Below are 14,553 nucleotides of genomic sequence, written 5' to 3' on the forward strand. Positions count from 1 at the left end.
GCGATCTTTTGATCTTAATCCGCGCCGATGGCCTCGAACCTCTCTGCAACTGGCTCGCGCCGAATCATCCGCTGCATCTTCCATTCAAACGCCAGCGTCAGGCTCACCGCCGCGCATGCCAGCCCCAGCGCCAGGCCCCACCACACGCCCGTCGGCCCCCAATTGAGGTGGAACGCCATCCACCACGCCGCCGGTGCGCCAATCAGCCAATAGCAAGCGAGCCCCACGAGAAATGTGGTTTTGGCATCCTTGAGTCCACGAATGCAGCCCATGGCAATCGTCTGCGTGCCGTCGAACAACTCGAACCACGCCGCCACCGCCAACAGGCTCACCGCCAGACGGATCACCTCGGCAAACGCCGGGTCGTTGTGGTCGAGGAACAGGCCGACCAACTGATTCGGCCACAGCCAGAACACCAGGGCGAAGCCGAGCATTACTACTGCTCCGAAGGCGATGCCGACACGCCCGGACATGCGTGCGTCGATCAGTTGCCCGGCGCCGTAGTGTTGGCCGACGCGCATGGTGATGGCATAGGACATGCCGGCCGGGACCATGAACGCCACCGAAACGATCTGCAGGGCGATCTGATGCGCACCCATTTGCGTACTGCCCATGGTGCCCATGCACAACGCGGCAAAGGCAAACAGCCCGACTTCCACCGCATAGGTGCCGCCAATCGGCAGGCCCAGGCGCCAGAGTTCTTTCAGGTATTGTCGGTTCGGCCGCGACAGGCCGGCGCGCAACGGATAAGCGTCATAGGCCGGATGCCGGCGAATGTGCCAGGCCAGCGTCAGTGCCATGCAGTTGGCGACAATCGCCGTGACTAGACCAATACCGGTCAGACCCAGTTGCGGCAGGCCGAACATGCCGGTAATCAAGGCGTAGTTGAGCAGGAAGTTGGCCACGGTGCCGGCGAGGCTGATGACCATCACCGGCGTCGCCCGGCCGATTGCACTGGTAAAACCGCGCAGGGCCATGAAGCTCAAGTAACCGGGCAGGGCGAAGGGCAGGGCGATGAGGAACTGCCCGGCGGCGTTGACGTTGGTTTCGGTCTGGCCGAACAGCAGCAACACCGGGTTCAGATTCCACAACAGCAGCCCGGCGCCGAGGGCCATCAGCCAGGCCAGCCACAACCCGGCCTGGGTCAGGCGCGCGGCGCCGAGGATGTCACCGGCACCCTGACGGATCGCCACCAATGTGCCGACCGCTGCAATCACGCCGATGCAGAAAATCGACACGAACGAGTAACTCGCCGCACCGAGGCCACCTCCGGCCAGCGCTTCCGGACTCAGGCGCGCCATCATCAGGGTGTCGGTCAGCACCATCAGCATGTGCGCCAACTGCGAAGCAATCAGCGGCCCCGCCAGCCGCAGGATGGCCCAGAGTTCGGTACGCACAGGATGCCGCATGGTCATCACCACCTGATTTCAGAGGGAACAGAAGAGCGTCGATTCTCGGCGCTTGGCAGGCGTTGCACAAAGGGATAAAAAGGATGGGTGGCATGATTAATACTCATCCTGAAACGTACCCGCCGGATTGGCTATATCCCCGCTACTGGAGCTTTGTGTATGTCCCGACGCCTTCCGCCGTTGTATGCCCTGCGCGCATTCGAAGCGGCAGCCCGGCACAGCTCGTTCACTCGCGCGGCGGAAGAATTGTCGATTACCCAGAGCGCGGTCAGTCGGCACATGCGCACACTCGAAGAACATTTCGCCTGCCGGCTGTTTCATCGCAGCGGGCGCAATCTGCAACTGACCGAGTCGGCGCGGCTGCTGTTGCCCGGTATCCGCGAAGGCTTCGCCGCCCTTGAGCGCGCCTGCAATACCTTGCGCGCCGAAGACGACATCCTGCGCATGAAGGCGCCGTCGACCCTGACCATGCGTTGGTTGCTGGCGCGGCTAAGTCGCTTCCGCCATTTGCAACCGGGCAATGAGGTGCAACTGACCAGCGCGTGGATGGACATCGATTCGGTGGACTTCAACAACGAGCCGTTCGATTGCGCGGTGTTGCTCAGCGACGGGCATTTCCCGCCGGACTGGGAAGCGAGCCTGCTGTTTCCCGAGGAACTGATTCCGGTCGGCGCGCCGAACCTTCTCAACGATCAGCCTTGGGACGTGGCGCGCCTGGCGACCACCGAACTGCTGCACCCGACCCCGGACCGCCGCGACTGGCGCAGTTGGCTGGAGCGTATGGGTCTGTCCGATCAGGTCTCGCTCAAGGGCGGACAAGTGTTCGATACGCTTGAGCTGGGCATGATTGCGGCGGCGCGTGGTTACGGTGTCTCCATGGGCGATTTGCTGATGGTTGCCGAAGATGTCGCGCAAGGGCGCCTGAGTCTGCCGTGGCCGACCGCCGTCGCCAGTGGCCTGAATTATTACCTGGTATGGCCAAAGCCACGCCCGGGAGGTGAACGTTTGCGCCGCCTCAGCGACTTTCTGCAGGGCGAGGTCCGTGCCATGCAACTGCCGACGGTAGAGCGCTTGAGCTGAAACGTTCGAGCCGGCACAATGCCACTACTGCGCCATACCCACGCAAAGTGCTCAAGTATTCGGTTTTACCGCCGACTACGAGCATGTGGAACCGTCGTGCCGGTTCTGCGCTACCCCCATTATTAGAATATTTTCCGGGCAATTACCGCGATCAAGGAGGATTCGGTGGCTCGGCCAGGAGCTGTTCATGTCTCAACCTCGTGCTCGGATCGCCTCGCAGTTGGGCCTCGCCCTTGCTGTGATACTGGCGATAGTCATCAGCGGCAGTACGGTGTTCGCCTTGCGTTCGCTGGATTCCGCCAACCTCGCCACCCGTGAAGAGCATCTGGCCAGTGAGGCCCGGCTGCTGGCCGATCAGCTGAGTACCTTCCACGGTACGCTGCGCGAAAGCACCCTGCGCTTGAGCGGTCTGTTCGAAAAGCGCTTCGGCAGTGGTTTGAGTGTGCACCCGGATCAGCCAGTGACCGTGGCCGGCGTGCAGACCCCGGGCCTGCACCTGGGCAACGAGGTGCTGAACAACAACTTCAAGGAAGTTGACGAGTTCAAGCAGATGACCGCCGGTGTGGCCACGGTATTCGTGCGCAGCGGCGAAGACTTCATTCGTGTCAGCACCAACGTCAGCAAGCAGGACGGCACCCGTGCCATTGGCACCGTGCTCGATCATGCCAACCCGGCGTACGCAAAGCTGATGGCGGGGCAGAGTTATGTCGGCCGCTCGCTGCTGTTCGAGCGTTACTACATGTCGCAGTACACCCCGGTACGCGATGCAGGCGGCAAGATTATCGCGGTGCTGTACGTCGGCTTCGACTACACCGACGCGCAGAACGCGCAGTTCGCCAATCTCAAGCGCTTCCGCATCGGCCAGACCGGCTCGCTGGCGCTCCTCGACGAGCAGAACAAATGGCTGGTGCCGATTGCCGGCGTCGAAGCTCTGGACCAAGCAGTACCGACCATCAACAACCTGGTGAAAACCCCGGGCAAAGGTGAGTTCTGGAGCGACAAGGGCGAAGACTTCTATAGCATCGCCGTGCCGTTCGAAGGTGGCCCGTGGTCGGTGGTGGCGAGCATGCCGAAAGCCGAGATCCGCGCGGTGACCTGGAGCGTCGGTACGCAACTGGCGATCGGCAGCCTGCTGGCGATGTTGCTCGCGGTCGGTTCCGTGGTCTGGCTGCTGCGCAGCAAACTTGCCCCGCTGGGCGATCTGGTGCGTCAGGCCGAGGCGTTGGGCGCGGGCGATCTGAGTGTGCGGCTGAACGTATCGAGCCACGATGAAATCGGTCAGCTGTCCCGTGCGTTCAACCAGATGAGCCAGGCGCTGTCGACCATGGTCGAGCATATCCGCCGCGCTTCGGAAGAGGTCAACAGCCGTGCGCAGGCGCTGTCCGGTTTGTCCGGCGGTGCTTACGAAGGCATGGAGCAACAGTCGGGCGAAATCACCAGCATGGCCGGCGCCGTGGAAGAGTTCAGCGCGACGTCGCTGAACATTGCCGACAACATGGGTGCGACGCAGCGCCTGGCGCAGGAAAACGCTCAGCAAACGCAGATTGGCCGCAGCTCGATGGAAGAAGCATCGTCGTCGCTGGAGCAGATCGCCGGTGCGCTGAACAGCACCGCCACGGTGATCAACACCCTCGGCCAACGCTCGCAGGAAATCGGCGGCATCGTCGGCGTGATCACCTCGATCGCCGAACAAACCAACCTGCTGGCGCTCAACGCCGCGATCGAAGCCGCTCGTGCCGGTGAGCAAGGTCGCGGTTTCGCCGTGGTCGCGGACGAAGTGCGCAGCCTCGCCTCGCGTACCCGTCAGGCCACCGATGAAATCTCCAGCATGATCCACAGCATCCAGCAGGAAACCGGCAACGCGATCAGCACCATGGAGCAGGGCAACGTGCTGATGCAGGAAGGCCTGTCGCGCAACGCCAATGTCGCCTCGGCGCTGGCGCGGATCGACGAGCAGAGTCGTTCGGCGGGGCAGCAGTTTGCCGCGATCACCACTGCCACTCAGGAACAAAGCAGCACGGCGACGTTGCTGAGCAGCAACTTGCAGAGCATTGCCATGGCCAACAGCGAGCAGCGTGAGGTTGTGTCTAACCTGGCTGTCACCGCTAAAGAGCTGGAGAAGCTGGCGGCGGATCTGCGTTCCGAGGTTGACCGCTTCCGTTGATGCATTCTTGAAACAGCTATCGCGAGCAGGCTCGCTCCCACAGTAGTCGGCGTAATTCACAAATATTGTGAAGGCCCGATGTCACTGTGGGAGCGAGCCTGCCTCGCGAATGCTTTTCTCCCACCGCTTTTTAGGACTTGCTGAAACGTTTCCGCAGCGCTATAAAAATGGCACAACTCCAATAAAGGCTGCTGCCATGACCCCGCTCAAACTCCTCGTCGCCTTCGGCGCATTCTCTGCCGCTTCCCACGCCATGGCCTGGGACTATGTCCTGCTCGACGCCAATACTCCGGCAAAGAACTGGACGATCACCAGTGAGCAACTTGGCGTAAAAACCGCCAAAGCGTTTTCCGTGACCCTGCGTACTCTGCATGGCGGTCGTCAGGAGGGCGTCAGCATTGTCGATATCGATAACGGCACGATGAAGCTGTCGGTAGTGCCGACCCGTGGCATGAACGTGTTGCAGGCTTCGGTGGGCGACGTTCGGATGGGCTGGGATTCGCCGGTCAAGGACGTGGTCAACCCGGCGTTCATCGAACTCAACGGTCGCGGTGGCCTGGGTTGGCTGGAAGGCTTCAATGAACTGGTCACCCGTTGCGGCTACGAGTGGGTTGGCCATCCCGGCATGGACAACGGTGAACTGCTGACTCTGCATGGTCGTGCCGCCAACATACCGGCCAGCACCGTTACTCTGCACATCGACGAGAAGCCGCCCTATGCCATTACGCTGCGTGGCGAGCTGAAAGAGCAGGCATTCAAGAAAGTCGATTTCTCGGTAGCGACCGAGCTGGTCACCGAACCGGGCAGCGCAAGCTTCGCCCTCAACGACACCCTGACCAACAACGGCGACTATGCGAAGGAATATCAGGCGCTGTATCACAGCAATTTCAGCACGCCGTTTCTCGAGCAGGGCGCGAAATTCGCTGCGCCGGTGAAGCAGGTGTCGCCGTTCAACGACAAGGCCAAGGGCGATCTGCCCGACTGGCAGACCTATCGCGCTCCGACCAAGGACTACGACGAAACGGTCTATAACGTCGTGCCGTATGCGGACGCCAAGGGCGACACCTTGACCGTGCTGCATAACAAGGCCGGTAGCCTCGGCGTAGCGGTTGGCTTCAATACCCAGCAATTACCAGTGTTTTCGCTGTGGAAGAACACCGACACCCAAGGACAGGGCTATGTCACCGGCCTCGAGCCGGGGACCAGTTTTTCCTACAACCGTCGCTATCAGCGGCCATTGAATCTAGTGCCCACCATTGCTCCGAAGGAGCACAAACAGTTCCAGATCAACTACAGCTTGCTGGCCGACAAAGGGGCGGTGGATAAGGCTCTCAAGCGGGTGACCGAGATTCAGGCCGGGCGTGACACCGAAGTGCGCCAGGCACCGCTGGTTGATCTGACCGAGCATTAAGGTGTCGCCGGCCGGTATTGCAGTGCCTCGGCCAGATGCTCGCGGGTAATCGCATCGGCCTGCTCGAGATCCGCCAGCGTGCGCGCGACCTTGAGCAGGCGATGCGCCGAGCGCAGCGACAGGATCAATCGCTCGCAGGCCGCCTCCAGCCATTTCTCGTCGGCTGTGGATAACTTGCAGTGACGCTTGAGCCCCGGCAGATCGAGAAACGCATTGGCACAGCGCTGACGTTTCTGCTGGCGCTCCCGCGCTTCGGCCACAAGTGCTGCGGCGCTGGCGCTGTCCTCGCCGGGCTTGGCTGCCGGATTCAATGCGGTCGCTTCACGCGCCACAGTCAGGTGCAGATCGATCCGGTCCAGCAGCGGTCCTGACAGTTTGTTGCGATAGCGCTGGACCATGTCCGGCGTGCACGAGCATTTGCCGCTGGGCTCGCCGAGATATCCACAGGGGCACGGATTCATTGCTGCCACCAGCTGAAACCGCGCGGGGAAACGCACGCGGTCCTTGGCCCGGGCGATGACGATATGCCCGGACTCCAGTGGCTCGCGCAACACCTCGAGAACCTTGCGATCAAACTCCGGCAATTCATCAAGAAACAGCACGCCGTGATGGGCGAGGGTGATTTCACCGGGTTGCGGCTTCGAACTGCCACCGACCAATGCCGGCCCTGAAGCCGAATGGTGCGGCTGGCGGAAGGGCCGTTGCGGCCAGTGAGTCAGAGGCACCCCGCTGGCGACCGACTGAATCGCTGCCACTTCCAGCGCCTCGCATTCGGAAAGCGGTGGCAGCAACCCCGGCAAACGACTGGCCAGCAATGTCTTGCCAGTGCCCGGCGGCCCGCTGAACAACAGGTTATGCGCCCCCGCAGCGGCAATCAGCAGTGCGCGCTTGGCGGCTGTCTGACCCTGCACCTCGTTGAGGTCGGGATAGGGTTTGGCAGCGTGCATCAAACCATCGGAAACGTAAGGCTCGACCGGCGTGTGCCCATTGAAATGCGCCACCGCTTCCAGCAAATGATCGACCGCAAATACCTTGAGGCCCGAGGCCAGGCACGCCTCTTCCGCATTTGCCCGAGGCACCACCAACGCCCTCCCGGCCTTGCGCGCCGCCAATGCTGCCGGCAGCACGCCACGCACCGGCCGCACGGCACCCGACAGCGCCAACTCACCCAGACATTCCACTTCATCCAGGGTCAGACAGGGCACCTGCACACTGGCCGACAGAATCCCCAAAGCAATCGCCAGATCGAAGCGCCCGCCATCCTTGGGCAGATCCGCCGGCGCCAGATTCAAGGTGATCCGCCGCGCCGGAAATTGCAGCCCGGAATTGATGATCGCGCTGCGTACCCGATCCTTGCTCTCCTTCACCGCCGCTTCGGGCAGGCCGACCATGGTCAGCGACGGCAGACCGTTGGCCAGATGGACTTCGACGGTAACAGCGGGGGCTTCCACGCCAATCTGGGCGCGACTGTGGACAATGGAGAGGGACATGGTCGTTCCTTGAGCTGAATCGGGGAGCCGCTTCCTGCGGGTTTTTGAAGGGTAGTAGGGCGAAGCCATTTTAGTGGGGTGAGTGGAGCGCAAAAATTTCGCAGGATGTTGCCGCAAGAAATGCCAGGAACTTGCCAGGCCATGGCAAACGGGAATAGGGGAGAGTTTGTGTAGGAGATAGCAACGGGTTCAGTAAGAACCAGCAAGCATGCGTAGTCCGTTTCTGAAAGTCCTGAGAGAACGCCCAAATCGCAAGATCATCTGTTTGCGCTAATGATTTTCACGAATAAACTCAGCGTTAATGCATAACGTTAAGCTTTAAACTATGATCGTTAGCTTCAGATGTCCTGAAACCGAATACCTGTTCCGAAGTGGTAAAACCCGTTTCTGGTCAGCCATATTGAGTGTCGCGGAACGTAAGCTGACGATGCTTGATGCGGCAGCTGCGTTGGCTGATCTCCGATCTCCTCCCGGAAATCGGCTCGAGTCTCTGGGAGGCGATCGGAAGGGGCAATACAGTATTCGTATCAACGCCCAATGGCGAATTTGCTTCGTCTGGGGCCTGAATGGGCCCGAGGATGTTGAAATCGTCGATTATCACTGAGGTGAGTATGACCAAGAATGGTATGCGTCCGGTCCATCCCGGCGAGATCCTCAAAGAGGAGTATCTGGAGCCTTTGAGCCTCACAGCCGCTGCGTTGGCGAGAGCATTGAGCGTGTCTACTCCGACGGTGAACGATATCGTTCTACAGCGCCGGGGCATCAGCGCTGACATGGCTTTAAGACTTTCAATCTGTCTGGACACCACTCCTGAGTTTTGGCTGAACCTCCAATCGACCTACGATCTGCGAAAAGCCGAAATTGAAAGAGGAGCTGCAATCCGTGATCAGGTCGAGCGGCTGGCACATTGCGCTTGATAGTGAATCTAGGCAGTGGAGCTGAAGGCTGCTTGAAGGAAAACGTTTGAAGGTGTTTTTTCGACGCCTTTAAAGCTGAAGAGCGTGCCCAACCTTCACTGTCAGTAGTGGTGCTATTCAGCCGGCGGATTCAGTTTCGCCTCCATCTCCGCCACCTTCGCTTCAAGACTCTCAAGCCGTGCCCGCGTGCGCGCCAACACCACCATCTGACTATCGAACTCTTCCCGGCTGACCAGATCGAGTTTGCTGAAGGCACTTTGCAGCAGCATTTTGAACTGGCTTTCGATTTCGGCTTTCGGCAGCGGGGTATCGCCGCTAAAGAGGCGGGAGGCGGTGCCGCTCAGGGCGTCGAAGAAGTCTTTGGGCGCGAGCATGGGAAATGTCCTGGAAACAATGGCCGGCAGTGTATCACGCAGTGTCTATAGTCAATCCCGTTGCACGGATGCACGCTTTTCGCGCAGGGGGACGGACGGTGGCGCACCGTTGTTGTGCGTATCGGCAAACGCTGTTCTGCCCGAGCGCGTGCAACAGGCGCCAAGAGATTGAAATGCAGGGTTTTTGCCGAGCTGGCAAGGTTTCTGCTTAGTCACCCTCGACCCATGCACTGATGCAGTCGCTGTGACGAATGCAGTGCGGCAGACGAAGCGGGGAGTTTCGTCTGATGCGGTTAGCTGGCGTCAACGATGCGTTACAAAGCCAGGCACTGCGCTTAGACTTGAGACGGGTTTGTTTTCCTGGGGCAAGTCCACCAATTCGGGAGAGAGTTTCATGAAGCTAGTCACTGCCATCATCAAGCCGTTCAAGTTGGACGACGTGCGCGAGTCGCTGTCCGAAATCGGCGTGCAGGGCATTACCGTCACTGAAGTCAAAGGCTTCGGCCGGCAGAAGGGTCACACCGAGCTGTATCGAGGCGCGGAATATGTGGTCGATTTTCTGCCCAAGGTGAAAATCGACGTGGCCATCGACGACAAGGATCTGGATCGGGTTATCGAGGCGATAACCAAAGCGGCCAACACCGGCAAGATCGGTGACGGCAAGATCTTCGTGGTCAATCTGGAACAGGCGATCCGCATCCGTACCGGCGAAACCGATACCGACGCGATCTAAGCGCCGCCACAAACCCAACGCCCCAGGAGAAAACAATATGACTCTGCGTAAATTCGCAGGGCTAGGCGCCCTGTTGTCCATCGTAATGCCCGGCATCGCCATGGCGGCAGACGAAGTGGCAGCGCCAGTCCTCAATTCCGGCGACACCGCCTGGATGCTCACCTCGACAGCGCTCGTGCTGTTCATGACCATTCCCGGCCTGGCGCTGTTCTACGGCGGTATGGTTCGCTCGAAAAACATTCTTTCCGTGCTGATGCAGTGCTTCGCCATTACCGGTCTGATCAGCATCCTGTGGGTCATTTATGGCTACAGCATTGCCTTCGACACTACCGGCATGGAGCAGGGCGTCGTCAACTTCAATTCATTCTTCGGCGGCATGGGCAAGGCGTTCCTCGCCGGTGTCACGCCTTCGAGCATCACCGGCCCGGCGGCGCTGTTCCCTGAGGCGGTATTCATCACCTTCCAGATGACCTTCGCGATCATTACTCCAGCGCTGATCGTCGGCGCGTTCGCCGAGCGCATGAAGTTCTCCGCGATGCTGATCTTCATGGGCGTCTGGTTCACTCTGGTTTATGCACCGATCGCGCACATGGTCTGGTCCGGTAACGGCGGCCTGATGTGGGACTGGGGCGTGCTCGACTTCGCTGGCGGCACCGTGGTGCACATCAACGCCGGTATCGCCGGCCTGGTCGCGTGCCTGGTATTGGGCAAGCGCAAAGGCTTCCCGACCACACCAATGGCTCCGCATAACCTCGGCTACACGCTGATGGGCGCGGCGATGCTGTGGGTCGGCTGGTTCGGCTTCAACGCCGGTTCCGCTGCTGCTGCCAACGGCACTGCCGGTATGGCGATGCTGGTTACCCAGATCGCCACTGCCGCTGCCGCACTGGGCTGGATGTTTGCCGAGTGGGTCACCCACGGCAAGCCAAGTGCACTGGGCATCGCTTCGGGCGTGGTCGCCGGTCTGGTCGCGATCACTCCGGCCGCTGGCACCGTAGGCCCGATGGGTGCACTGGTGATCGGTCTGGCCGCAGGCGTGGTGTGCTTCTTCTGCGCCACCACCCTGAAGCGCAAACTCGGCTATGACGATTCTCTGGATGCCTTCGGCGTGCACGGCATCGGCGGTATTCTCGGCGCGATCCTCACCGGTGTATTCGCAGCCCCGGCACTGGGCGGCTTCGGCACCGTGACCGACATCGGCGCGCAGGTCTGGATTCAGATCAAAGGCGTCGGCTTCACGGTGATCTACACCGCGATCGTCACCTTCATCATCCTCAAGGTGCTGGACGCCGTCATGGGGCTGCGTGTCACCGAGGAAGAAGAGTCGGTCGGCCTCGATCTGGCACAACACAACGAACGCGGCTACAACCTGTAAGTACGCGCGATAAAAAATTGCCCGGTTCGCCGGGCATTTTTTTGTCCGGGATTTGTCATCCAAGAAGCGGCTGAAAGGATTTTTCTTACGGCTTTGGTCGTCTTTACGACGAGGCTTTTTCTGCGGGCAATCGCTTACATCGCTGCAGGAATATTAGGGCCTTTGTTTTTTTTCAGAGCACGCTAGAATGCGCCCCGAACGAGCGGAGAACTGTATGTGGCAACAGACTCTGATAACCCTGCGGGCACGGCCCCGGGGCTTTCATCTGGTAACCGACGAGTTGCTCGCAGGCTTGCCTGAACTCAAGACCTGTCGGGTCGGTCTGTTGCATTTGTGGCTGCAGCACACATCGGCGTCGTTGACCATCAACGAGAACGCCGATCCGGCAGTTCGCCGCGACTTCGAACGATTTTTCAATCGTCTGATCCCACAAGGAACGGACGGCTACGAGCACAACGATGAAGGCCCGGACGATCTCCCGGCGCACTTCAAGGCCAGCGTGCTGGGTTGCCAGATCAGCCTGCCGGTTTCGGCAGGGCGGCTGGCACTGGGTACCTGGCAAGGGATTTATCTGGGCGAGCACCGTGATCACGGCGGTGCCCGTAAAGTCCTCGCCACCTTGCACGGTGAACAGGCATGAGCCGCTGCCGGGCAGCGGTGGAAGATTTTTCAACGGCGGCTTCGACAGCCGCCAAAGCTGGTCTATAACTAATCTGCTTTTGGCAAGTCATGAGGTAGAACATGAGCGACGATGATCTGGAAAACGACGACCTCGAAGTAGGCGACGAAGACGAGGCCGAGGAAGGCCTGGAAGCGGCAGCGGAAGACGTTGCCGAAGACGATGGCGGTGACGACACGCCGGCCCCGGCTGCCAAAGGCAAAGCCAAGGCTGCGGTATCGGTCGACGAGTTGCCGAGCATCGAAGCCAAGAACAAGGAGCGTGATGCCCTGGCCAAGGCCATGGAAGAATTCCTTGCGCGCGGCGGCAAGGTGCAGGAAGTGGAGGCCAACGTGGTCGCCGATCCGCCCAAAAAGCCGGACAACAAGTACGGCAGCCGCCCTATCTGAGGCGCGTCGCTCGCTTGCTGAAAAAGCCCGCCGTCGCTGCGGGCTTTTTCATGCCTGGAATCAATCCGTTGAAAACAAATGCAGTTCCCTGTGGGAGCGAGCCTGCTCGCGAAGAGGGCATGTCAGCCGACACACATGTTGAATGACACACCGCATTCGCGAGCAGGCTCGCTCCCACAGGGCTATAGATCAGTTCGAGGAAGCATTCCAGCGTGCGAGCACCGCTGGCAAATCGGTCAGGCTGCGAATCTCCGCATCCGGCAAGCGCTCCGCCTCCCAGACCTTGCCCGTCGGGTTGAACCACACCGCGCGCAAGCCTGCCTGCTGCGCCCCGGCGATGTCATCACCGGGATGATCGCCGACATGCACCGCCGCTTCAGCACTTACGCCGCCCCGTTGCAAGGCTTCCTGGAACAGCCGCGCATCTGGTTTGGCGATGCCGATGTCTTCGGCGCACAAGGCAAACTTGAAGTAATCCGCCAGCCCCAGCCGACGCACGTCGGCATTGCCATTGGTGACCACGCCGAGGGCGTAGTGATTGGCGAGCAGCTCCAGCAGTGGCTCGACTTCGGGGAACACTTCGATCTGATGCCGCGCATGCAAAAACACTTCGAAAGCCTTGTCAGCCAGATCCGACGCTTCGCCGTGGGCATATCCGGCTTCTTCCAGCGCATGGAACAGCACACGTCGGCGCAACGCGCTGATGCGGTGCTTGAGCCCCGGTTCGCCCGCCAGCACGCGCTCGCGGATCGACCACAAATGCTCCACCGGCACTGCGCCCAGATTCGACGCATGTTCGCTCAGCCATTCGCGCAACACGGTTTCGGCGCTGGCAATCACCGGCGCGGTATCCCACAAAGTGTCGTCGAGGTCGAAGGTGATCAACTGAATGCTCATGAATCATCGCCTTTCATGCGTTTGGCCCGGGGGTGGGCGCTGTCGTAGACCGCCGCCAGATGCTGGAAGTCGAGGTGGGTATAGATCTGTGTGGTTTTGATGTCGGAGTGGCCGAGCAATTCCTGCACCGCGCGCAGATCCTGCGAGGACTCGAGCAAATGGCTGGCGAACGAGTGCCGGAGCATGTGCGGATGCAGGTTCTGCCCCAGTTCGCGCTCGCCCGCGAGTTTGACCCGCACCTGAATCGCGCGCGGGCCAAGGCGCCGACCTTGTTGGCTGACGAATACGGCATCGTCCGCCGGGTTGGTCATGGCGCGCAGCGGCAACCACTGTTCCAGTGCTTCGCGGGCCTTTTTACCCACCGGCAACAGCCGGGTCTTGCTGCCCTTGCCAAGCACCTGAACCATGCCGTCGGCGAGGTCGAGTTGATCTAGATTGAGCCCGGTCAGCTCGGACAGGCGCAGGCCGGAGGAATAGAACAGCTCAAGAATCGCCTGATCGCGTCGGGCGAGAAAATCGTCCTCGACTGCACCTTCCAGCAATTGCAGTGCGCGGTCGGTATCGAGGGTTTTCGGCAGGCGTCGTTCGCCTTTTGGTGGGGCCAGGCCGGTGGCCGGGTCGTGGTCGCACAGACCTTCGCGATTCAAGTAGTGATAGAGCCCGCGCACCGCTGAGAGCAGGCGGGCGAGGCTGCGCGAGGACTGGCCTTGCGCATGCAACCGGGCGATCAGGCTGCGCAGGCGCTGGATGTCCAGCGCGGCCCAGCTGCCGATGTTCTGCTTGATGCACCAGCCAAGGACTTTATCGAGGTCGCGGCGATAAGCCGACAGGGTGTGCGGCGACACCTGTCGCTCACTGCGCAGATGTTCGCAGTAAGCGTCCAGTTGTCGTTCCATGGTCAGCGTACCGAGCGCAGCGAGCTGTTGACCCGTGGCAGCACACGGCCCATGACCTCGGCGATGTAGCTGAGGAACAGGGTGCCGACCGAACTCTTGTAGTGCTGCGGGTCGCGGCTGGCGATGGCCAGAATGCCGTGAATGCCCTGATGGCTGACAGCAACCACGGCGGTCGAGCCGATCTGCTGGCGCTGTTCTTCGCCGAAGAGGAAATCCAGCTCATGTTCACGCAGGCTGCCGCTGACGCTTTTGCCTTCGGTGAGCAGGCCGCCGATCGCGGTTTGCGCGTCGGCGTGAGTCACCCAGCGGCCAACCGGTGCCGGGTTGTCGCCGAGCAGGATGAGGCTGACGAAGGGCACCTGGAAATCCTGACGCAGGCTGTCTTCAACGCTGATGACCACGTCTTCCAGAGTCGATGCATCCATCAGCGCGAGGATCAGGCGGCGGGTTTTTTCAAAGAGGCGATCGTTGTCGCGGGCCACGTCCATCAGATGCGAAAGGCGATGGCGCATCTCGATATTGCGGTCGCGCAGGATGGTCATCTGCCGCTCGACCAGCGACACGGTGTCGCCACGTCGGTGCGGGATGCGCAACGATGGCAGCAGCTCTTCGTGCTCGACGAAGAAGTCCGGATGAGCCTCCAGGTAGGCGGCAACCGCGGCTGCCTCAAGGCTCTCGGAAGCTGATTCGTCGACTGGTCGGGCGGGTACCTGTGGCTTGTCGGTCATGATTTCTGCTC

Annotated in this window: 15 protein-coding genes; 9 read left to right on the plus strand and 6 right to left on the minus strand. The window is 60.8% G+C overall.

What is annotated here, in order from left to right; translation table 11 throughout:
* Positions 1–14: 14 nt before the first annotated feature.
* The gene (locus ACMYUN_RS15725; protein WP_415761086.1) at positions 15–1,409 is read right to left on the minus strand and encodes a NorM family multidrug efflux MATE transporter; all 1,395 of its coding nucleotides are present in this window, start codon (positions 1,407–1,409) and stop codon (positions 15–17) included.
* Between the two features lie 159 nt (positions 1,410–1,568).
* Here ACMYUN_RS15725 and ACMYUN_RS15730 point away from each other — a divergent pair, with 159 nt between their 5' ends.
* The 3 genes from ACMYUN_RS15730 to ACMYUN_RS15740 all read left to right on the plus strand — a co-directional run bounded on the left by ACMYUN_RS15730 (position 1,569) and on the right by ACMYUN_RS15740 (position 6,064).
* Positions 1,569–2,489 (plus strand): LysR substrate-binding domain-containing protein, encoded by a 921-nt coding sequence (locus ACMYUN_RS15730; protein ID WP_415761087.1) that lies wholly within the window; start codon positions 1,569–1,571, stop codon positions 2,487–2,489.
* A gap of 187 nt (positions 2,490–2,676) precedes the next feature.
* A complete protein-coding gene (locus ACMYUN_RS15735) occupies positions 2,677–4,653 on the plus strand; it encodes a methyl-accepting chemotaxis protein (RefSeq protein WP_039757388.1) in 1,977 nt (658 codons plus the stop codon).
* 196 nt (positions 4,654–4,849) lie between these two features.
* Positions 4,850–6,064 carry an aldose 1-epimerase family protein gene (locus ACMYUN_RS15740; protein WP_415761088.1) on the plus strand — a complete coding sequence of 405 codons (1,215 nt, stop codon included), beginning with the start codon at positions 4,850–4,852 and terminating at the stop codon, positions 6,062–6,064.
* Here the strand turns inward: ACMYUN_RS15740 and ACMYUN_RS15745 are convergent.
* Complete coding sequence (locus ACMYUN_RS15745; RefSeq protein WP_039757390.1) at positions 6,061–7,554, minus strand: YifB family Mg chelatase-like AAA ATPase; 1,494 nt, start codon at positions 7,552–7,554, stop codon at positions 6,061–6,063. The two genes, ACMYUN_RS15740 and ACMYUN_RS15745, sit on opposite strands and share 4 nt — an antisense overlap.
* Before the next feature lie 325 nt (positions 7,555–7,879).
* On the opposite strand from ACMYUN_RS15745, the gene ACMYUN_RS15750 reads away from it, so the two are divergent.
* Together ACMYUN_RS15750 and ACMYUN_RS15755 are read left to right on the plus strand one after the other, a co-directional pair.
* On the plus strand, positions 7,880–8,158 hold the full coding sequence (locus ACMYUN_RS15750; protein ID WP_080769343.1) for a type II toxin-antitoxin system RelE/ParE family toxin: 279 nt from the start codon (positions 7,880–7,882) through the stop codon (positions 8,156–8,158).
* 7 nt (positions 8,159–8,165) lie between these two features.
* On the plus strand, positions 8,166–8,471 hold the full coding sequence (locus ACMYUN_RS15755) for a HigA family addiction module antitoxin (protein WP_039757791.1): 306 nt from the start codon (positions 8,166–8,168) through the stop codon (positions 8,469–8,471).
* A gap of 113 nt (positions 8,472–8,584) precedes the next feature.
* On the opposite strand, the gene ACMYUN_RS15760 is transcribed toward ACMYUN_RS15755, so the two are convergent.
* The gene (locus ACMYUN_RS15760) at positions 8,585–8,845 is read right to left on the minus strand and encodes an accessory factor UbiK family protein (RefSeq protein WP_415761089.1); all 261 of its coding nucleotides are present in this window, start codon (positions 8,843–8,845) and stop codon (positions 8,585–8,587) included.
* Between the two features lie 394 nt (positions 8,846–9,239).
* On the opposite strand from ACMYUN_RS15760, the gene glnK reads away from it, so the two are divergent.
* The 4 genes from glnK (at position 9,240) to sutA (ending at position 12,021) form a co-directional block, all read left to right on the plus strand.
* Positions 9,240–9,578, plus strand: a complete 339-nt coding sequence (gene glnK / locus ACMYUN_RS15765) for a P-II family nitrogen regulator (RefSeq protein ID WP_002555808.1) — start codon at positions 9,240–9,242, stop codon at positions 9,576–9,578.
* A 37-nt stretch (positions 9,579–9,615) separates the two neighbouring features.
* The gene (locus tag ACMYUN_RS15770) at positions 9,616–10,953 is read left to right on the plus strand and encodes an ammonium transporter (protein ID WP_024014776.1); all 1,338 of its coding nucleotides are present in this window, start codon (positions 9,616–9,618) and stop codon (positions 10,951–10,953) included.
* 214 nt (positions 10,954–11,167) lie between these two features.
* On the plus strand, positions 11,168–11,593 hold the full coding sequence (locus ACMYUN_RS15775; protein ID WP_039757391.1) for a secondary thiamine-phosphate synthase enzyme YjbQ: 426 nt from the start codon (positions 11,168–11,170) through the stop codon (positions 11,591–11,593).
* 101 nt (positions 11,594–11,694) lie between these two features.
* The gene (sutA, locus tag ACMYUN_RS15780; protein WP_016772583.1) at positions 11,695–12,021 is read left to right on the plus strand and encodes a transcriptional regulator SutA; all 327 of its coding nucleotides are present in this window, start codon (positions 11,695–11,697) and stop codon (positions 12,019–12,021) included.
* Between the two features lie 189 nt (positions 12,022–12,210).
* Here sutA and ACMYUN_RS15785 read toward each other — a convergent pair whose 3' ends face one another.
* The 3 genes from ACMYUN_RS15785 to ACMYUN_RS15795 are packed head-to-tail and all read right to left on the minus strand — an operon-like array spanning position 12,211 to position 14,542.
* Positions 12,211–12,918 carry an HAD family hydrolase gene (locus ACMYUN_RS15785; protein ID WP_415761090.1) on the minus strand — a complete coding sequence of 236 codons (708 nt, stop codon included), beginning with the start codon at positions 12,916–12,918 and terminating at the stop codon, positions 12,211–12,213.
* Entirely contained in the window at positions 12,915–13,814 is a 900-nt protein-coding gene (xerC, locus tag ACMYUN_RS15790) for a tyrosine recombinase XerC (RefSeq protein WP_039757393.1), read from the minus strand. The genes ACMYUN_RS15785 and xerC overlap by 4 nt, the downstream gene beginning before the upstream one ends.
* A 2-nt stretch (positions 13,815–13,816) precedes the next feature.
* Positions 13,817–14,542, minus strand: coding sequence for a DUF484 family protein (locus ACMYUN_RS15795; RefSeq protein ID WP_024014772.1), 726 nt, complete (start codon positions 14,540–14,542; stop codon positions 13,817–13,819).
* Positions 14,543–14,553: the final 11 nt, after the last annotated feature.

Source organism: Pseudomonas sp. CP4 (genome assembly GCF_047758505.1).
GTDB classification, from domain to species: Bacteria; Pseudomonadota; Gammaproteobacteria; order Pseudomonadales; family Pseudomonadaceae; genus Aquipseudomonas; species Aquipseudomonas fluorescens_AO.